This is a genomic window from Parabacteroides distasonis (assembly GCF_004793765.1).
GTDB classification, from domain to species: domain Bacteria; phylum Bacteroidota; class Bacteroidia; order Bacteroidales; family Tannerellaceae; genus Parabacteroides; species Parabacteroides distasonis_A.
In genome coordinates this window covers 33,083-51,781 of the sequence record NZ_SRYM01000020.1, presented here as the reverse complement: position 1 = coordinate 51,781, position 18,699 = coordinate 33,083, and the positions used below count along the sequence as shown (strand labels likewise).

Sequence of the window (18,699 nt, the reverse complement as noted above, 5' to 3'; positions counted from 1 at the left end):
CCATCCGGAAAGCCCTCTATCCGTATAGGGCTAATTTCGTGACGACAGATTCGAGGCTATCGTGAAACCGATCATCATCGGTATTTCTTATCCATTTTAGTATCTCACATTTTAAATCAGTTCACACTATGAGTATCGTAGCGCAAAAAATCACGTATATACATCCGAACAATCAAGTCTTATTCAAGGGGATCGACTTAACGATCAACAAGGGGCAAAAGGTCGCCTTAGTCGGGAACAACGGATCGGGAAAATCTACCTTCCTCCGTATCTTGGCCAGGACCTTGCAAGCGCAAGAAGGGGAGATTATCTATCCGACCCCACCCTATTACGTACCCCAGCATTTCGGGCAATATGATAACCTGACGGTGGCCCAGGCCCTACGTATCGACGGGAAACTAGAAGCCTTGCGGGCGATTACCAAGGGCGACGTCTCCCTCTCTAATTTCAACACGCTGGCGGATGACTGGACGATCGAGGAACGGAGCCTCGCCGCCCTGCACGCTTGGGATTTGGAGCATATCCTCCTCTCCCAACCGATGCGCACATTAAGCGGCGGCGAGAAAACCAAGGTTTTCCTCTCCGGGATCGAGATCCACCAACCCTCGATCCTGCTATTGGATGAGCCGACCAACCATCTGGATAGGCGTAGCCGGGAGAAGTTATACGATTTCATCACGTCTTGCCGTATCACCTTGTTGGTCGTCAGCCACGATCGTACCTTATTGAACCTATTATCTTCCATAGCGGAATTATCCGTCGGGGGGATCACCCTTTACGGGGGTAATTATGATTTCTACAAGGAACAAAAAGAACAGGAACAGGCTTCCATGCAAGAGAAACTGGAAGCGAAGGAGAAAGAGCTTCGCAGGGTCAGGAAAACCGCCCGTGAGGTAGCCGAGCGAAAACAAAAGCATGAATCCCGGGGAAAGAAACAAAGCATCCAGAAAGGAATCCCCAAGATCATGATGGGTGCCTTGAAGGAGAACGCCGAGAAAAGCGCCTCCAAACTAAAAGAGGTTCACGAGGACAAGATGGAGAACCTTGCTAACGAGCTAAAGCAAATGCGCTCCTCCCTACCCAACCTTCAAGGCATGAAACTGGATTTCAGCGCATCCGGCTTACACGAAGGCAAGATATTGGTTACCGCCAAGGAGATCAATTTCGGTTACGCCGAGGCCGGCGATCTATGGCCCTCCCCGATGAGCTTCCAGATCAAGAGTGGGGAACGGTGGCTGATACAAGGCGATAACGGTTCCGGCAAGACGACTTTGCTAAAGTTGATTACCGGCCGGTTGTCGCCTCGTCGCGGTTCCTTGATCCGTGCGGATTTCTCCTCTATCTATATCGACCAAGAATACTCGATCGTCCGGAACGACCGGACGGTGTACGAGCAAGCGCAAGCCTTCAACGAGCGTCATTTCCAAGAGCACGAGATCAAGACATTGCTAAACCGTTTCCTCTTCCCGCACGACACGTGGGAGAAGAGCTGCGGGAAGCTGAGCGGAGGCGAGAAAATGAGGTTGGCATTCTGTTGCTTGATGATCAGTAACCAGGCTCCGGACCTGTTTATCCTAGATGAGCCGACCAATAATCTCGACATCCAAAGCATCGAGATTATCACCTCTATGGTCCGTGCGTACAGGGGCACGATCTTGCTGATCTCGCACGACGCTTATTTTATCCGGGAATTGGGTATCCACCAAATAATAACTACCTTCGCGGGTAGGTTAAAGACGAATTTATGAAGACGTTACTTGACGTGCATACCCATACGGTAGCCAGTGGGCATGCCTTTAGCACCCTGCAAGAAATGGCAGCGGCCGCCTCCGAGAAAGGATTGAAGTTACTAGGTATAACAGAGCATGCCCCCGGCATACCGGGGACGTGCTCCCCGATTTACTTCCGTAACCTGCACGTGGTTCCCCGCCGGATATACGGTGTCGAGTTATTGCTCGGGGCAGAATTGAACATCATCGATTATAAGGGTACGATCGATCTGGGCGAGGAGTACTTCCCTATGCTGGATATCCGGATAGCGGGTATCCACTCGCTTTGCTACAAACCGGGAACGGTCGAGCAGAACACGGAGGCGATGATCGGGGCGATCCGCAACCCGCATGTCCACATCATCAGTCACCCGGGAGACGGTACGGCAGAGGTGGATTTCGAGCCTATCGTATTAGCGTCCAAAGAGCATCACACGTTGCTGGAGATCAACAACAGCTCTCTCAACCCGGTCCGCAAAAAGCTCACCGCCAGAGATAATAACCTCACGATCTTGCGCCTATGCAAGAAATACGAGGTTCCTGTGATTTTAGGTAGCGACGCACATATATCTTTCGATATAGCCCGGTACGATCATATCTACGAGTTATTGCAAGAGACACGATTTCCGGAGGAATTGATATTGAACGACAAGGTAGAGGCGTTCAAGAAGTTCATAGGGAGATAAGCGGTGCCTTACAGCCGGGCAGATACACGTGCGTACCCGCCCAGTTGCACCTTTACTTACAATGTTCCTTTATTAATTTGTCCACGACAGGATCACCCAACTCCTTCGCCTTGTTGAAAGCCTCGCACGCTTCCGCCTTCTTACCCTGACGGACGTAGCAGATGCCTCGCAAACGATAGCAAGAGGCGAAATCCGGAGCGATCCGCAAGGCATTCTCCAAGCTCCTCAACGCCTGATCATAGTTTTCCATACGGATATATACGGACGCTTCCTCCGCCGGATAAGTCGGGTCGCCCGGATTCAAGCGGATAGCGGATTGGATATCGGCCAAGGCGCCGGGGAAATCGTTCATGTGGAACTTCGCTTGCTCGCGGTAATAGAAGAAACGGTCGCCGACCTGTCCTTTCAAGAGATCGTAGTATAAATCATAATCGTCCACGGCCTCCTTGTATTGCATCAGTTTCAAGCGGAGATCCACCCGTTCCAAGATATAGGGAGCGGCCTCATTCGTTGGCGGGTTCCCGCATTTGGCGATGGCGCTATCCAGCAAGGCGATGATATCCCCGAAGTTAGCGCCCCGGATATTCGCCTTCGCCTTCGCCGCCCAATACCAAGAGGTAGAAGATACCATATCACTATCATTCACCTTCATATAATCAGCGAATGCCTGCTCGAAATCTCCTTTATAAAAATGGATATCCCCTTCCAATTGGCGATAGACCGGCAAGTCCTCCTCCCCGATCGCCTTTTGTATCGCCTCGGTAGCGGCATCGACGGTCCACTGCTCCTTATTCAAGGTCGTATCCGCAGCGGCCACACCGTAGATCAACTTGGCTCGGTTGAACCAGATATCCCCTTTCCGCTCGCTGAAGCGGGAAGCCGTGTTTATATCTTCCAACGCCTTATCCAGATAAGCCGCCTGCTCGGCCTCCGTAGGAGCCAGATCCGCACGGTGGTAAGCGTAATGATTGGCACGGTTCAAATACCCGTCGGGAGAATCCGGGAAAGTGGCGATGAAATCATTCAAGGTAGCCAGATACGTCTTCGGGTCTTGCGAGCTTGCCATCAGGTATAAGGAGACCTGCGCTTGGCTTGCATCCGACGGCCACGCCTTCCGGATACCAATCCGGCTATAGGTGGAATTAAAGGCGTCCGCCGACTGAATCGTCAAGCTATTCGCGTATCCCGCCGAGACCGCATAGGAATCTTCCTTCTTCCCCGATGCGTCTTCCTGCGCCAAGCCGAACACCTCGCCGTCCGTCGTCAATACAGGAGCGTTTACCTGCCCGCTCTCCAGCGCCATCGACAATTTATAATAGCTGAACGGCTCCTTCAACTTACTGACCTCCGAGACCGGTCCTTCCCCGAACTTCGTGATCTTACCGGTCGAGTAAGGTATCAGATAAGCGGTAGCTCCTTGCCAGATCGGCTCACGGGCGATCGGCAAGAATACAGCTTTCTTCGGAACCTCTACCTTGAACTTGATCACGTCATATAATTCATCAGCCCCCAAGATGCGGCTTACCGGATATTCTTTTCCGTCAGCGTCGGTCACGGTCGCCCTCGCCGCATCCTTAAACAAGGAATAACCGGACAACGCCTCACCGGTCTCGGTAATGAAAAATCCCGTACCGGACGCTTTCTTCTGGTTATCTTTTCCATAAGTAGTGACGGTAACCACCGCCTTTCGTTGCTTATCCATCCATTTGGGCGCTTTCTTTTGCGCCGCCACCCAAAATACTTGGCAACAAATCGTAATCAACAGAACAATTCTTCTCATTTCGTTTTCATGTTATCAGAATATACGTCGCAAATGTAAATATTTATACCGGATAGGCGAACAAATTAGGGAATTAATCTATTATGATTATATTTGCGGAAACACTAAAAAAACCGCAAGATTATGAGACTAAAAACATGTATGCTTATGTGTAGTTTATTCATGGCGAGCTTAGCCTCTGCTAGTAACTTCGCCTCGGATTCTTTCAAGACCAAGAGCGGAAAAGAACTGACCATCACGTTCATCAAGCACGGCAGCCTGATGCTTACGTACGACAATCATTCGATACAGGTAGATCCTGTCTCCGAATACGCCGATTATACGACTTTCCCGAAAGCCGATATCATCTTGATCACCCACGAGCATGGCGACCATCTGGACCCGAAAGCGATACAAGCCGTCGAGAAAAGCGGTACGGAAATCATCGCCAACGAGAACAGCCAAAAGAAGTTGGGAAAAGGAAAGATCCTCAAAAACGGCGATACGGATACCTCCATCAGCTATATGAAGATAGAGGCCATCCCCGCCTATAACACCACACCCGGACGGGATAAATATCACCCCCGCCACCGGGATAATGGCTATATCCTCACGTTCGACGAACTAAGAGTCTATATAGCCGGCGATACGGAAGACATCCCGGAGATGAAAGACCTGAAAGACATCGATATCGCTTTCCTTCCCGTCAACCAGCCTTATACCATGACCGTCCCACAAGCGGCTAAAGCGGCCAAGATGTTCTCGCCTAAAATCCTATACCCTTACCATTACGGGGATACGAAGATAGGCGAATTGAAAGATGCCTTGAAAGGTTGCGGCATCAACGTCAGGATACGAGAGCTACAATGACGACAAGGCACGGCTCGCCTTTAAGATATTCCGCCGGTACACCCAACAAGCCAAGAGGAAATAAACAACGCATTGCAACCACAACGTCACGTACTCCACACCGACTTGCTCAATCGACGCTCCCATCGAGTTGAGCTGTATAGGCCAGCGTAGTGGGAGCCGCCGGAATGATATAATGGGTCATTTGCCAATACTAAGGCATCAATTCCAAGAGACAAGAGACTCCGGAAAAACACCAACATCTCCAGACGACGCTTGTCGTCTGGTACATGATCAACAGGGACTCATTCCCTCGTGCCACCCGGGTCTCGAAATCAGAGGGAAGATACAAAATACCTACAGCATCCCCCTCCTTCATCCACTTCTGCGCCTCAGCTTAATCCAAACCGTCGGCGAGCGGTCTTCGTAACCAATCCTAAAAGAGGCAGAAGCCACATATTATTATAAAATCATCCTTGAAAAGTGGATAAACCGCCAAGATAACGGATTGCAACGAATCATTCAAACAATGCGTAACGCTTAATGCCAGCAATACCAAGAATGCTGTTTTATTTACCGGCTGTTTTTTAGAAACCCGCTCTATAACTGTCCCTTTGTCTATTTTATCTCGTGCTCATTAACATTTCAAAAACCGTACAGAAAGTTAGCTAATTTCTAGAAAAACAAAACTTAAGAGACTATTTTAATCATAGTTAATACAACCATTCTTTCGGTTCTTTTCATTTCTTTATGTTAATCGGCTTAATCTTAATACCTATGATACTTGTTTTCTCAGTGATACTTCAGAGCTGTATCCTGAAGTGAGCATATATCTTATAACTCACTCCCAAAACAAACGTCAAAGTCCCTTACCTGCTATCATTCCGACTCGAAGTTAAAGATTGAAATCATCCACGGAAACAGCTCTGAAGTTTTTTATATTTACTCCTCTTCTTCTCCCTCGTTCGCAGAATGTAAGATAAAGGTAGTAGCGCCAATCGTCACGATCGTACCTTCCCCGATACGTACTTGTTCTTTTTTACCAACCAATACATTTTTCACGAAAGTCCCAGTCAAGCTGGGAAAGTCACGCACCATATAAATGAATCTGTCATTAGCATCTTTCCTCACATGGATCACACAATGCTTACGTCCCATACTCGGATCACTCGTGATAATAGGGACATCCACTCCTTCCGTATCCTTATTACGGCGACCGATCACATTATCTCCCATCACTAATGGAAGATCTTGCTTAAAGGCAAAAACATTCTCGATGACAGTAATATAACCACAAGAGAAATCCGGCTCCTTCACCTCTTTTTCCTCACCGGTAGCCGTCTTCACCACCTTTCGGCCCAATTTGATCTTAAATTGCGCTCCACACTGCGGACAAACGAAGGCTAATACCTTCCCTTCCGGATATTTGGTCTCATCAAAAGACAACTGATTATCACATTTTGGACAGAATACTCTTTTCATACACTTAAATACAGGATCTAGTATTACAAACGGAGCGCAAATTTACGAAAAAACCTTCAGCTACACTCCTAAAATCTCATGGTTATGATTTTTTGAAAAAAAAGGCTATCCGTCACGGACAGCCAATCTCAATTGTTAACCTTAAATCTAATACCATGAAAAACACAGTGCAAATATAGAGGTTTTATGTTATGTAGCATAATATTTTATTTGCAAATCTCATCTACTTAAACAGATTTAACAAAATCATGTTCTAGAACATAGTTATTAACAATAAAATCATTCGCTCAGACCTAATAACTTCCCCAAAAATCGTCAGGAGAACGGAGATCATTAGCAGGCATCAATTCTTTTTCAAACGAAGTATCCAACTGTTCCAGCAAACACTTCGCCAAACGCTCCTTTTCCTTAATCAAGGATTCCACGACACGATCCACTTTCGTCTGAACCGCATGTTGGTATTCCATCAAACATTCCATTATTATTTCATTCGCACATCTGCCCCCCACATCAATTTTTCCCGAAGCGTCTGATAAAAAGTATGGTTATAGCGCTTGATGACTTTCGTCGTATAATCGGCCTTGCTCATCTTTAATTCAATACCTGCCGGGAATATTTCCGAACGCCCATCCAATGAGATCAGAAAATATTTATTCCGGCTCTCTACCCGAAGCGTTATTACATCTGAATCCGGAATTACCAACGGACGCACGTTCAAGGAATGCGGAGCTACTGGGCTTAAGACGATGCTATTACTTTGCGGGACGATAATCGGTCCGTTTACGCTCATCGAATAGGCCGTGGAACCGGTAGGTGTAGCCACTACCAAACCATCCGCCTGATAAGAAGTCAGATATTCCTCATTCAAGAATGTGTGAATCGTAATCATCGAGGAACTATCACGCTTCAGCACGGCGATCTCATTCAAGGCATAATTATATCCGCGAAACGCACGATCTTCCGTATATAAACGCAAAAGGGTTCGTTCCTCTACCTTATAGTAATTCTTAAAAATCTCATCCAAGGTATCCTCAACCTCATTACTGCTGACATCCGCAAGGAAACCCAGCCGGCCGGTATTAATACCTAAAATAGGAATATCCTGTTTATTTACCCGAGCCGCCGTACGAAGGAACGTACCATCCCCTCCCACGCTAAGCGCTATATCCAGATCAAACTCATCACCCTCTAATAACCCACTCACCATAGGCTCGAAACCAAAAGCATCGGTAAGGAATGTATAAAAAGGACTGTCCACATAAATATCAGCCTCTTGTTCACGCAGTTTCTCGAACAGGCGTTTAATCAAATTCTGTCTCTCGATCTGATATTCACTTCCAAATATTCCAACTTTCATTCTACGCTCCTTACTTTACATATTCATATAATGTAATAACTCATTCATCCGCTGCTGCAACATATCATCCACCATCCCCTTCTCCATAAAATGATAAAGAACCGTATAATTGAAACGTTCAAGACTACGGATCACGGGAGAGGCATCTTCCAAATCTATCTTAAGGGTTATAAGCAGACGACCCGTATCATTATCTTGATGAGATAGCAAATTAAGGACATGAGCATTATTCGCCTCTACCAAACGGGCGATATCCGTTAAAGAATAATCCTGTGGCATCATTTCCAATACGATCACGCTTCCGGCGGCCTCTGCGTTGCATAACTCGGATAAAACATCCACCAAACAATCCCGGGTAATCACCCCCAAATAAGTTCCGTCCACAGAAACCACAGGCAACAGACTCAACCCATACCGCGTTATCATTGCCAACGCCTCATGTAAATGTCCGTTTTCCGAAATCACCGGAGCGAATAAAAACGGTTCACCGATCATAGCCGAAAGATCCGGCATCGCCAATAAGTCCTTCTCCGACACTAAACACTCGTATGCGCTATCACTCAATAACGGAAGATGCTTGAGCTTAAAATCCTCCATTAACGCCAACGCATATTCCGCTGTGTCAAAATTTTTTAACACCGGAATTTCCTTTGTTATGAAATCTTTCACCAACATTATTCTGTTAATTCCCTAAATCCTGCTAAATTTGCCGATACTTTTGTGCAAATGTAATGAAAGAAAAAAGATATACGATATACAATGACAAATTTAAGTGTAAACATTAACAAGGTCGCTACTATTCGTAACGCAAGAGGTGGCAATATGCCAAACGTGCTGAAAGTAGCGCAAGACTGTGAATTATTCGGGGCACAAGGAATTACGGTTCATCCCCGTCCGGATGAACGACACATCCGCTATAGCGATGTTTATGGACTAAAACCTCTTATCCGGACAGAATTTAACATAGAAGGCTATCCTTGTGATAAATTCATCGACTTGGTATTGAAGGTAAAACCGACCCAAGTCACATTGGTTCCGGATGCTCCGGATGCCATCACGTCGAACGCCGGTTGGAACGTAAAGGATCATTTCAATTTTCTAAGCGAACTGGCGGACGCCTTTACCTCACAAGGAATCCGTACATCCATCTTCGTCGGAACAGACTTGGCGAATATAGAACTAGCGGCAAAAACAGGTACGGACCGTATCGAATTATATACGGAACCTTATGCGACCTATTATCCGAAAGATCGTGACAAAGCGATCGCTCCTTTTGTAGAGGCCGCTCAATTAGCAAAAAACTTAGGATTAGGCGTAAATGCAGGACACGATTTGAGTCTGGAGAACCTTGCTTTCTTCAACAAAAATATCCCTTGGCTGGAGGAGGTTTCTATCGGCCATGCCTTGATCTGTGACGCACTCTATCATGGTTTGCATGAAACGATCGCTTTATACAAAGCATGCTTAAATAATTGAGAATGGAAAAGAATTGAATATTGAAAATTATAACCTATAATTCGAAACGATGAGTATTTTACTTTCACTACAGGCCGTAGGCTCTCAAGCGGCAGATCAAATGCCGGACTTAACGGCAGTTACCGTTCCCACAGAAACGGAAATCAATGTGATAGACCTTGCCTTTAAGGGAGGTTGGATTATGGTGGTATTGTTACTGCTATCTCTGATGGCTATTTATATTTTTGTTCAACGTCTGATCATCATTCGTCGTGCGGGAAAAGAAGACGAAACGTTCATGAATCGTATCAAAGACTATATTCATGAAGGAAAAGTAGACTCGGCTCTCAATTTATGCAGGAGCACCAACACGCCCTCTGCCCGTATGATCGAGAAAGGTATTACCCGTTTGGGCCGTCCGATGAACGATGTACTTGTAGCGATTGAGAATGTAGGAAATCTAGAGATCGCTAAACTGGAAAAAGGTTTCCCCCTGATCGCAACGACTGCCGCAGGCGCTCCCATGCTCGGTTTCCTTGGAACAGTAACCGGTATGGTACGTGCTTTCTTCGATATGGCAAACGCAGGCACCAATGTTGATGTCTCCCTATTATCCGGTGGTATCTATGAGGCCTTGGTAACAACCGTTGGTGGTCTGGTAGTTGGTATTATTACATTGTTCGCATACAACTATCTGGTATCCCAAGTAGATAATGTCGTGAACAAGATGGAGGCCCGTACGATGGAATTCATGGATTTATTAAATGAACCGGCTGATTAAATATTATGGCTCTAAAAAGAAGAACAAAGGTAAACGAAGCGTTCAGCATGGCCTCTATGACCGATGTCATATTCCTCTTGCTGATCTTCTTCATGGTTACCTCTACCGTCGTAATCCCAAACGCCATCAAGGTCACCTTGCCGCAAGCGCAAAAGCAGACAGCGGCGAAACCTCTTACGAGAGTAACGATAGACGCAAACTTGAATTACTACGTGGCATTTGGAAAGCAAAAAGAGGTGCAGGTTTCATTTGATGAGATCACTCCATTCTTGCAAGACAGTTATGCGAAAGAACCGGAGATGTTCGTCGCTTTATATGCAGACGAGACTGTGCCTTACAAAGAAATCGTAAAGATACTGAATATAGCGAACGAGAATAAATTCAAGATGGTGCTTGCCACCCGTCCGCAGAAATAATAGATATGAGACTGAATAAGGATGACATATACAGTTTGATCGGTACCGTTGCTTTTCACGGTGTCATTCTGCTGATACTTTGGTTTACCGTATTGAAAACCGAGGTACCGGATGATGACGGGGGTGTACTCGTTAATTTCGGGAATGTAGATGCCGCCGCCGGAATGTTCGAGCCCAAGTATACCGGGCAAGAACTTCCTCAGGAAACAACTGCCCCACCTCCTCCCGTGCCGAAGCCGCAAGTGGAAACGCCCAAGCAGGAACTCATCACTCAGGATATCGAGGAAAGCGTAGCCCTTGAAGACGCTAAAAAGAAGAAAGAGGAAGAGAAACGCAAGAAACAAGAGGCCGAGAAGAAACGGAAAGAAGAGGAGGAGAAACAACGTATCCAACGGGAAGAAGCCGAGAAGAAACGTTTGGCTGAGGAGCGCCGCAAGAAGGAACAAGCCATCAGCAACAAAGTGGCCGGAGCTTTTGGCATGGGAAACGCCGAGGGTAACAGCCAAGGTGACGCAGAAAGCGGAACCGGTAACCAAGGAAGTCCGTTCGGCAACTCTGATCACGGAGCGAACGAGGGCGTAGGCGGTTACGGATCATTCAATCTGAATGGTCGTTCCATTGGTGCCGGAGGTCTCCCTCGTCCCGCTTACACGATCCAAGAGGAAGGTCGTATTGTTATCAATATAACCGTAAATCCGAAAGGTAACGTTATATTTGCCGAGGTAGGCCGGGGAACTAATATCGACAACGCCTCCATGCGTAAAAGCGCTTTGGATGCGGCTCGAAAGGCGAAGTTCAACAGTATCAGCGGCGCTAATAACCAAAGTGGTACTATCACTTACGTGTACAAATTTAAATAATTGAATCTTATGAAGAAAGCGATCGTATTCTTAGCGAATGGCTTCGAGGAAATGGAAGCCACGGGAACCGTAGACATTTTGCGTCGCGGAGGTATAGACACGAAAACAGTCTCCATCACAGACGACCGTAAAGTGGTGGGTGCCCATCATATGGAATATATGGCAGATGCCTTACTTTCCGAGACCGACTTCTCTGGTATAGATGCCCTGATCTTACCAGGAGGCATGCCCGGAGCATCCAACCTAAACGAGTCTGAGGCGGTAAAAGAGGCCTTATTGCAACAATATCGCCAAGGAGGTGTCGTAGCCGCTATCTGCGCCGCCCCGATGGTATTGGGTGGTCTTGGCTTATTAAAAGGCCGTAAAGCGACTTGCTACCCCGGGTTCGAACCGAAATTAATTGGTGCCACCGTAACAGGTGAGGCTGTCGAGGTCGATGGAAATGTGGTAACAGGTAGAGGACCGGGCTTGATATTCAATTTTGGCCTAGCTTTAGTATCTATACTAAAAGGTGATGCGGTCGCGGAAGAAGTTGCGGCCGGATTACTATTATAAGATTTAGATTATCAGTCGAAACCCAATAGGATAGGAGGCGTAATCCATTGAGTTATGCTTCTTATTCTATTGGGTTTTATTACCTATCCTATTGACTTACGAGGTATACCCCAAAGAGATCCCGGCTCTATTCTATTTTAATCGTTTCAACTGCTTGTTGCTTTGTACCATCCATAGGTACCGCATGATAACGAACCGTGGAGAAATCAATGGATCGTAAATCGATACTCCGAATAACGCTATTGTACATCGTACGGTAGTAAATCACATGGTTTCGCATATCCGTAGCCGAAGTCCATTGAGTAGCACTCGGTATATCGCAAGGCACTTGCCCTAATGGGAATTCGATTCCTACGGGAATATCAAAATTATTCAATATATGGAAACACTGGAAGACCGTTTCTAACGCGTTTTCTTGTTGTGGAGCCGAAGCTTGGTAAAAAGCCGCACGAACGAAACGCGACGGTGGTGTTACATCGCCCGGCATCCCGAGGAAACCACTTCCCGCACCAAATGAAGACAACTCGATATTTCCCAATTGTTGATCAGGAGCCGTACCCGGTAAAAGATTAACATAATTATTCAAGTTCGTCAGATGCCATTCAAAGCCGGGAGAATTAGTCAAAACTCCTAACGTATTCTCATAGAAGTGTAGCTCACCCTTAATAATCTCAAGAACCAGTTGACGTCCCGACGGCTCGGCAAACCGCCAATGCACAGTAGACGCACGGGGATCGATATTGATAACATGCACTTTCTTAACCGCTTCCTTCACCTCCTCTATATTTGAACATTCCCCCAACAACCAAGACACTAATTGCAGATCAGAGATACTTTTATCCCGGACTGTGGCATTATACTTCTCATACTCTCCATACTTTGGAAAATAAAACAATCCAGCCGATAACCCAACCTCATTGAGTCCTTCGGCGATAAATTCCTTTTGCTCTACAGCCAAGCCCACATATCCATAACGTGCCTTGAAAGTCATACCATCAACTCCATCCGGGGTATACGATTGTTCGGTATATCCTCTTGGAACCACGACATACTGGCTGTTCAAATTACTTCCACCCCACTCTATCGTACGTGCTACAATAGTCGTACTGTCCTTGCTTTTTAAAGTAATACCGGTACAAGCCTCCGTAGCGGAAGGATTAATAAGTAAGCCGGCAATTGCAAATAAAATAAAGAAATGTCTCATAAATATCATTTTTGATATAAACAAACGACAGAAAAAGGATGTTTTCAAAAAAAGAAATTTTAGATAGACAAACTTTTTCATAATAGAGAGTGTTTAAACTATAAATAATAATATATACAATGAATAGATTTAATGGACAAACAGCACTTATTACCGGTGGAGCAAGCGGTATCGGGCATGCTACAGTAGAAAGACTAGCTGCAGAAGGCGCAAATGTAGCCATAGCGGATTATAATTTAGAAGAAGCGGAGAAACTGGCAAAACAGCTTCAAATAAAAGGTTATAATGTCAGAGCCATTTACTACAACGCAACAGATATGAACAGTGGCACTGAAGCAGTAACAAAAACCGTTGATTGGTCAGGAAGTATAGATTGCCTAATAAATAATGTAGGAGGAAGCGACCTAAAGCGTGATCTTGATATCAAGAATCTCGACATGGATTATTTTGATGATGTTTTTCACCTAAACTTGAAAAGCATGTTAGCGACCATACGTGCGGCCTTACCTTCAATGACCGCAAAAGGAAAAGGAAGCATCGTAAACGTAGCCTCCATCGGAGGATTGACAGGAGATTTCCGAGGAACCCTCTATGGCATAAGCAAAGCTGGTGTCATCAATTTAACCCGTTACGTAGCCACGCAGTACGGAAAGAATGGAATACGATGTAATGGCGTAGCTCCGGGGCTTGTACTTACCCCCGCCGCTATCCGTAACCTTCCAGATGCTGTTCAAGACATCTTCCTGAAATATAATACGGTTCCCTATCTCGGACAGGCTGCGGATATAGCCGCTACCATCGCTTTTCTAGCCTCAGACGACGCTCGTTACATTTCTGGACAGACCATCATCGCTGATGGAGGCATGACTTGCCATAATCCAACGATAGAGGATATTTCGCATTGATGAAAATTTCTTATTTACTTTATTAGCAAGAAAGCTATTCCTTCTCTTTATACATTTAGCATATAATGCCACAAAAATAGCAGGGATATTTTAATCCCATGTTATTTCAAGACTTTTTTGTATGTTTGCGGTCATTTTATCAAAAAGTATAATATGAATAATAATCTAAAAGGTTTCGCTTATGGAATAGCGACTTCTGTTACATTCGGTTTAATTCCTTTGTTTACATTGCCCCTTATGGAGAAAGGTATGCGGTTTGATTCGATCTTGTTCTATCGTTTCTTATTCGCGGCCATCGCCTTATCGGGTATGCTTCTAGCGAAAAAGGAATCCTTCAAGACAGAAATGCGAAACCTACCGGTATTGATCGTATTGGGCGCTTTCTATACAGGTTCGGCCATGTTCCTATTTTGGGGATATAATTTTATGGCGGCAGGAATCGCGACAACCCTACATTTCACATATCCCATATTTGTAACCCTTTTCATGCTCTTTGCATTTAAAGAAAGAGTATCATGGATTACGCTTTTGGCGATCGGGCTCGCTATTTGTGGAGTAGCCCGCCTATCAATCGATGGAGGCGAGATGCAATTAAACGGGTTAGGCGTGATCATCGTATTACTCTCTGCGATCGCTTATGCCCTCTATATCGTAACCGTCAATAAATCTAGGGTACATGATATGCCGGGACGAAAACTTACGTTCTATGTATTTATCGTCAGTACCTCTTTATTTTTCATAAAAGCGCAGACTGGAACAGGGATCCAACCCATTCCAGACCTGTCCTCTTTTATCAATCTTGTCTTATTAGCCATCTTGCCAACCGTAGTGTCTAACATTACATTGGTACAAGCCGTACACCATATCGGTTCCACTCTCACTTCCGTACTGGGAGCCACAGAACCCGTGACAGCCGTCTGCGTAGGTGTTTTAGTCTTTGGAGAGCCTTTCACCTCTCACCTCGCTTTGGGAATCTTATTGATTATCGTAGCGGTTACATTGATTATTCTGTCCAAATACATACAGAAAAGTCTCCATGAGACCAAGCGATTGTTCAAAGCACGGCACATCTTAAGAACCAAATAACAATACAACTGAAAGCAATACGGCATAGATAAATACATTCCGTGCCGTATGCCCTAAAGTTCTATTAAGCTCACGGCCTTGATACTGTTTCATCTCCAGCCATGTGGCGGCAAACAGCACGCTAAAAGCCACAAATAAACAAACAAGCCAAGGTGAGGCATCCATCAATAAAGGAAGAGTAATCAAAACGGCCAATATACCGTTCAGCAAATAAGTTACCAACCCGAACGTACGTCCGAATAACACAATCGTAGTCCGTTTACGAGCCGCCTTATCTTGCTCATAATCCCGATAATTATTCACGATCAAAATATTAGCGGACAACAGCCCCAATGACAGCGAAAGCAAGAAAGATAATAAAGAAAATGACAATGCTTGTACATAATACGTAAAGCAAACCGGAATAATCCCGTAAAATAACACGACACACACATCCCCCAGCCCGTTATAAGCTAAAGGATACGGCCCCGCCGAATAAGCCAAGACACAAATAGCGATAGCAACTCCAACAGCAATGAGCTCCCATCCGGCAAAGAACAACAAGAAACAGCCACATAGACAAGAGAGCCCCAACGTGATAAAAGTCCCCCATAGCATTGCCTTAGGAGTTATCCAACCGGAAGCCACCGCGCGCTCCGGACCTAACCGGTCCTCCTTATCCGCCCCCTTCTTAAAATCAAAATAGTCATTGGCAAAATTACTGGCTATCTGGGCAAGTAAAGCCACCAAAACACAAAGGATCGTCGGAGCCAATTTAAATACACCATCCCTGTAAGCCAGCGCACATCCAACTAGTACCGGACTAAATGATGCCGGCAACGTCTTCGGACGGGCCGCCTCTAACCAAGCATGAATTCTCGATTTGTTATTTTCCATTCTATTGTTTTATTCTTAAAATATCCACAAAAATAAAAAACAAATAACATATACTATTGTTATTATCTAAAGAAATACTTGTATATTTGCGCCATGAAGAATTTTTTATTCATATTAGGTCTGTTGATTAGCTTCATGCTGTTTGCCTCCGAAGAAGGGACAGAGAGTATGGATGAAGTTATGTCCGCAACTAAAGAGGCCGTTATGAAAGAAAAAAACACGGCAGATGCCCAACGTCATTTCGAAGTATTAAGCAATGAACTGAAAAGTAGCAATTGCTTAACTCCCCGCAGGATTTCGCAAACGGCAAACAACCCTATCGAAATACGAATATGGAAAAATATGGAGAAATCTCTTCAAGACATGCGTTTGAGAGGAGTAAATCAACTTCATAGAGTATCTCAACATATATCCACTTATCAGATCGTAAATCTATCCACACTTCTGTGCCGTATGGGAGAGCATATCTTTACCCTTCGGAAACTCATTATTTAGTTTTTAATTGTTTCATATTTGCATCTTTCGACAAGTCTTTAGTATGTCTTGTCTGTAGGAATATTGTGTTTATTAAATCAATATTCCCGGGGAATTATACCCTATTTACATTATTATAAACAATTAAAAATTACAATTATGGCAACTAATAAATCAGGTAAAATACGTATATATCTTTATGTTCTTCTAACAATCGCAGGTTGTGTATTCGCATGCAGCTCCATCATCCCTAACGACTATATTAAATTAGTAGTAGTTATGGGCACTTTATGTGTTGGTCTATATGGCATAATGAAAGGACTGAGTAGTACCGGGACGTCATCGGAAGAAGAAGTCTTGGAAAAAGAATAATAAATACAACAATTATCGAACCCTAAAAAATCAAGAAGATCATGAAAATAAATAAAGACTTGGTAGATGCGGTCATGATGGTTTCATTTATCGTATTGGTATTAGTAGGAACCACGACATTTGACAATGAGGTTGCTAAAGATGTAACCATGGGATCCCTTGGTGTGATTACGGTAGCGATGTTAGTTCTTCGCGTCATAGGATCACGCCAAAAGGAAGAAGAAGAAGCCTTTTAGTAATTAAGTCCATGGTTTCCTGTTGTTGTCCCGGGGTGACCCGGGATTATCTGAGATACGTTTTTCTACCTACATTATAATAACTTGCTGTTTGCTTGGGTATAGCGTTTTTACGCTTGACAACAGGAAACCGGACTTATATATCTTACACTTTTCGACTGAACTTTTTCTCTTTAACAAGACAAACCGCAGCGGCGGCGAAAAACAAGAAAATACCACCCGTCAACAAAGCGAATACGGCATGCCCATGATAAACATTACGTACAATCCATCCATGAATGATTCCATTCGTAATTTGAGGAATTGTTATAAAGAAATTAAATATACCCATGTAAGTACCCATCTTATCAGCGGGAAGACTATCGGAAAGAATAGCATAAGGCATCGCCAATATACTTGCCCACGCTATACCGATGCCAATCATAGAAAAGACCATCATTCCTGTATTATTCAACAAATAGAGAGAAACCAACCCTGCCCCTCCTAGGCATAAACAGAGGGCATGAGTCATTTTCCGACCGAAATGACGGGCTATCGGAATCAACAATAAAGCGAATAACATCGCCACAAAATTATAGATACTAAATAACTCACCTACCTTATCGCCAGCCATCGCATATTCGGCAGAAGCAGGATCGGTCGTCCCGTATACATGTTCAGCGATAGCAGGCGTAGAATAGACCCACATGGAATACAAGGCAAACCAAGCGAAAAACTGACATAAACCTAACTGTAACATTATTTTAGGCATATGAAAGATATCATGCATGATCTCCATAAAGCCATTACTATCCCGCCTTTTTTCGATGACCTCGCCACCGGAAAGCCGAAACTCAGCCATCTCTTCCGGGGAATATTCCTTTGTCCTAAAGATCGTCCATAATACGCTCGCTAATAAAATCGCCGCACCTGCATAAAAGGCAAATTTAACATTATCGGCAACTTCACCGGCAACCGCCGTATTAGATAAGCCAAATACCTTATTCATAATACTCGGCAACAAGGAGCCAACGACAGCACCGATACCGATCAAGAAAGTCTGGATCGAGAACCCGGTCGTATGCTGCTCATCGGGTAGCATATCCCCTACCAAGGCACGGAAAGGCTCCATCGTTACATTGATGGAAGCATCCATGATCATCAACATACCCGCACCAATCAATACGGGAGATAAAATAGCGGTCTCTGTGCCGGGTGACAAGAACAATCCCGCATTCGGCATCAATATCAAGGCGATGGTCGTTAAGATAGCTCCTACCAGAAAAAACGGACGCCGACGTCCTAAATGACACCAAGTTTGGTCGGAATAATGGCCAATGATAGATTGTATGATCATACCTGTCAGCGGAGCCGCTAACCAAAATAAGGATAGTTGCTCTACATCCGCTCCATAGGTTTGAAGTATTCTACTTGAATTTGCGTTCTGAAGGGCGAAACCGAATTGAATGCCCAAGAAACCGAAAGTTAGATTCCAAATTTGCCAAAAGCTCAAAAATGGTTTTGTTTTCATGAGAATTATGTTTTTTAAGGTATTTATTTTTTTGGAGACAAACATACGGAATTATTCCGAAACAGGA

Annotated in this window: 22 protein-coding genes and 1 pseudogene; 13 read left to right on the top strand and 10 right to left on the bottom strand. The window is 44.8% G+C overall.

The window, feature by feature from the left end; all coding sequences use genetic code 11:
- The first annotated feature begins 128 nt into the window (after window positions 1-128).
- Both abc-f and E5342_RS09080 read left to right on the top strand, forming a co-directional pair.
- Window positions 129-1,748 carry a ribosomal protection-like ABC-F family protein gene (gene abc-f / locus E5342_RS09085; RefSeq protein ID WP_135959238.1) on the top strand — a complete coding sequence of 540 codons (1,620 nt, stop codon included), beginning with the start codon at window positions 129-131 and terminating at the stop codon, window positions 1,746-1,748.
- Window positions 1,745-2,455: a phosphatase gene (locus E5342_RS09080; protein WP_005868026.1), complete on the top strand. Its 711-nt coding sequence runs from the start codon at window positions 1,745-1,747 to the stop codon at window positions 2,453-2,455. The genes abc-f and E5342_RS09080 overlap by 4 nt, the downstream gene beginning before the upstream one ends.
- 52 nt (window positions 2,456-2,507) lie before the next feature.
- Here E5342_RS09080 and E5342_RS09075 read toward each other — a convergent pair whose 3' ends face one another.
- Window positions 2,508-4,235 (bottom strand): tetratricopeptide repeat-containing S1 family peptidase, encoded by a 1,728-nt coding sequence (locus E5342_RS09075; protein WP_135959237.1) that lies wholly within the window; start codon window positions 4,233-4,235, stop codon window positions 2,508-2,510.
- A 123-nt stretch (window positions 4,236-4,358) separates the two neighbouring features.
- Between E5342_RS09075 and E5342_RS09070 the strand changes: the two genes are divergently transcribed.
- Entirely contained in the window at window positions 4,359-5,084 is a 726-nt protein-coding gene (locus E5342_RS09070) for an MBL fold metallo-hydrolase (RefSeq protein ID WP_121736656.1), read from the top strand.
- Here E5342_RS09070 and E5342_RS20315 read toward each other — a convergent pair.
- The 6 genes and pseudogenes from E5342_RS20315 to E5342_RS09045 all read right to left on the bottom strand — a co-directional run bounded on the left by E5342_RS20315 (window position 5,076) and on the right by E5342_RS09045 (window position 8,577).
- The gene (locus E5342_RS20315; RefSeq protein WP_259463436.1) at window positions 5,076-5,210 is read right to left on the bottom strand and encodes a hypothetical protein; all 135 of its coding nucleotides are present in this window, start codon (window positions 5,208-5,210) and stop codon (window positions 5,076-5,078) included. The two genes, E5342_RS09070 and E5342_RS20315, sit on opposite strands and share 9 nt — an antisense overlap.
- A gap of 322 nt (window positions 5,211-5,532) precedes the next feature.
- Window positions 5,533-5,667, bottom strand: a pseudogene (locus tag E5342_RS20155) (MFS transporter); the annotation flags it as partial.
- Window positions 5,668-6,005: 338 nt separating this feature from the next.
- Window positions 6,006-6,545 carry an FHA domain-containing protein gene (locus E5342_RS09055; RefSeq protein ID WP_135959236.1) on the bottom strand — a complete coding sequence of 180 codons (540 nt, stop codon included), beginning with the start codon at window positions 6,543-6,545 and terminating at the stop codon, window positions 6,006-6,008.
- Window positions 6,546-6,838: 293 nt separating this feature from the next.
- Window positions 6,839-7,012: a hypothetical protein gene (locus tag E5342_RS19340; RefSeq protein WP_160217498.1), complete on the bottom strand. Its 174-nt coding sequence runs from the start codon at window positions 7,010-7,012 to the stop codon at window positions 6,839-6,841.
- Window positions 7,013-7,026: 14 nt separating this feature from the next.
- Window positions 7,027-7,902 carry an NAD kinase gene (locus E5342_RS09050; RefSeq protein ID WP_121736653.1) on the bottom strand — a complete coding sequence of 292 codons (876 nt, stop codon included), beginning with the start codon at window positions 7,900-7,902 and terminating at the stop codon, window positions 7,027-7,029.
- A gap of 15 nt (window positions 7,903-7,917) precedes the next feature.
- A complete protein-coding gene (locus E5342_RS09045; protein WP_121736652.1) occupies window positions 7,918-8,577 on the bottom strand; it encodes a CBS domain-containing protein in 660 nt (219 codons plus the stop codon).
- Window positions 8,578-8,661: 84 nt separating this feature from the next.
- Between E5342_RS09045 and E5342_RS09040 the strand changes: the two genes are divergently transcribed.
- The 5 genes from E5342_RS09040 to E5342_RS09020 are packed head-to-tail and all read left to right on the top strand — an operon-like array spanning window position 8,662 to window position 11,969.
- Window positions 8,662-9,378: a pyridoxine 5'-phosphate synthase gene (locus E5342_RS09040; RefSeq protein WP_121736651.1), complete on the top strand. Its 717-nt coding sequence runs from the start codon at window positions 8,662-8,664 to the stop codon at window positions 9,376-9,378.
- Window positions 9,379-9,427: 49 nt separating this feature from the next.
- Window positions 9,428-10,138, top strand: a complete 711-nt coding sequence (locus tag E5342_RS09035) for a MotA/TolQ/ExbB proton channel family protein (RefSeq protein ID WP_121736650.1) — start codon at window positions 9,428-9,430, stop codon at window positions 10,136-10,138.
- A gap of 5 nt (window positions 10,139-10,143) precedes the next feature.
- Window positions 10,144-10,554, top strand: coding sequence for an ExbD/TolR family protein (locus E5342_RS09030; RefSeq protein WP_005855860.1), 411 nt, complete (start codon window positions 10,144-10,146; stop codon window positions 10,552-10,554).
- Between the two features lie 5 nt (window positions 10,555-10,559).
- Entirely contained in the window at window positions 10,560-11,414 is an 855-nt protein-coding gene (locus tag E5342_RS09025) for an energy transducer TonB family protein (RefSeq protein WP_135959235.1), read from the top strand.
- A 9-nt stretch (window positions 11,415-11,423) separates the two neighbouring features.
- Window positions 11,424-11,969, top strand: a complete 546-nt coding sequence (locus tag E5342_RS09020; RefSeq protein ID WP_121736648.1) for a DJ-1 family glyoxalase III — start codon at window positions 11,424-11,426, stop codon at window positions 11,967-11,969.
- Between the two features lie 127 nt (window positions 11,970-12,096).
- Here E5342_RS09020 and E5342_RS09015 read toward each other — a convergent pair whose 3' ends face one another.
- Entirely contained in the window at window positions 12,097-13,173 is a 1,077-nt protein-coding gene (locus E5342_RS09015) for a linear amide C-N hydrolase (protein WP_135959234.1), read from the bottom strand.
- Between the two features lie 119 nt (window positions 13,174-13,292).
- Between E5342_RS09015 and E5342_RS09010 the strand changes: the two genes are divergently transcribed.
- Both E5342_RS09010 and E5342_RS09005 read left to right on the top strand, forming a co-directional pair.
- Window positions 13,293-14,078 carry an SDR family NAD(P)-dependent oxidoreductase gene (locus tag E5342_RS09010; RefSeq protein ID WP_121736646.1) on the top strand — a complete coding sequence of 262 codons (786 nt, stop codon included), beginning with the start codon at window positions 13,293-13,295 and terminating at the stop codon, window positions 14,076-14,078.
- Window positions 14,079-14,231: 153 nt separating this feature from the next.
- On the top strand, window positions 14,232-15,164 hold the full coding sequence (locus E5342_RS09005) for a DMT family transporter (RefSeq protein WP_121736645.1): 933 nt from the start codon (window positions 14,232-14,234) through the stop codon (window positions 15,162-15,164).
- Here the strand turns inward: E5342_RS09005 and E5342_RS09000 are convergent.
- A complete protein-coding gene (locus E5342_RS09000; protein WP_135959233.1) occupies window positions 15,150-16,040 on the bottom strand; it encodes a 1,4-dihydroxy-2-naphthoate polyprenyltransferase in 891 nt (296 codons plus the stop codon). The genes E5342_RS09005 and E5342_RS09000 overlap by 15 nt on opposite strands.
- 93 nt (window positions 16,041-16,133) lie before the next feature.
- Between E5342_RS09000 and E5342_RS08995 the strand changes: the two genes are divergently transcribed.
- The 3 genes from E5342_RS08995 (at window position 16,134) to E5342_RS08985 (ending at window position 17,122) form a co-directional block, all read left to right on the top strand.
- Window positions 16,134-16,535 carry a hypothetical protein gene (locus E5342_RS08995; protein ID WP_135959232.1) on the top strand — a complete coding sequence of 134 codons (402 nt, stop codon included), beginning with the start codon at window positions 16,134-16,136 and terminating at the stop codon, window positions 16,533-16,535.
- A 138-nt stretch (window positions 16,536-16,673) separates the two neighbouring features.
- Window positions 16,674-16,886 carry a hypothetical protein gene (locus E5342_RS08990; protein WP_036613678.1) on the top strand — a complete coding sequence of 71 codons (213 nt, stop codon included), beginning with the start codon at window positions 16,674-16,676 and terminating at the stop codon, window positions 16,884-16,886.
- 41 nt (window positions 16,887-16,927) lie between these two features.
- Entirely contained in the window at window positions 16,928-17,122 is a 195-nt protein-coding gene (locus tag E5342_RS08985; RefSeq protein ID WP_008771760.1) for a hypothetical protein, read from the top strand.
- Window positions 17,123-17,267: 145 nt separating this feature from the next.
- Here E5342_RS08985 and E5342_RS08980 read toward each other — a convergent pair whose 3' ends face one another.
- Window positions 17,268-18,632 (bottom strand): MFS transporter, encoded by a 1,365-nt coding sequence (locus E5342_RS08980; RefSeq protein ID WP_135959231.1) that lies wholly within the window; start codon window positions 18,630-18,632, stop codon window positions 17,268-17,270.
- Between the last annotated feature and the right edge of the window lie 67 nt (window positions 18,633-18,699).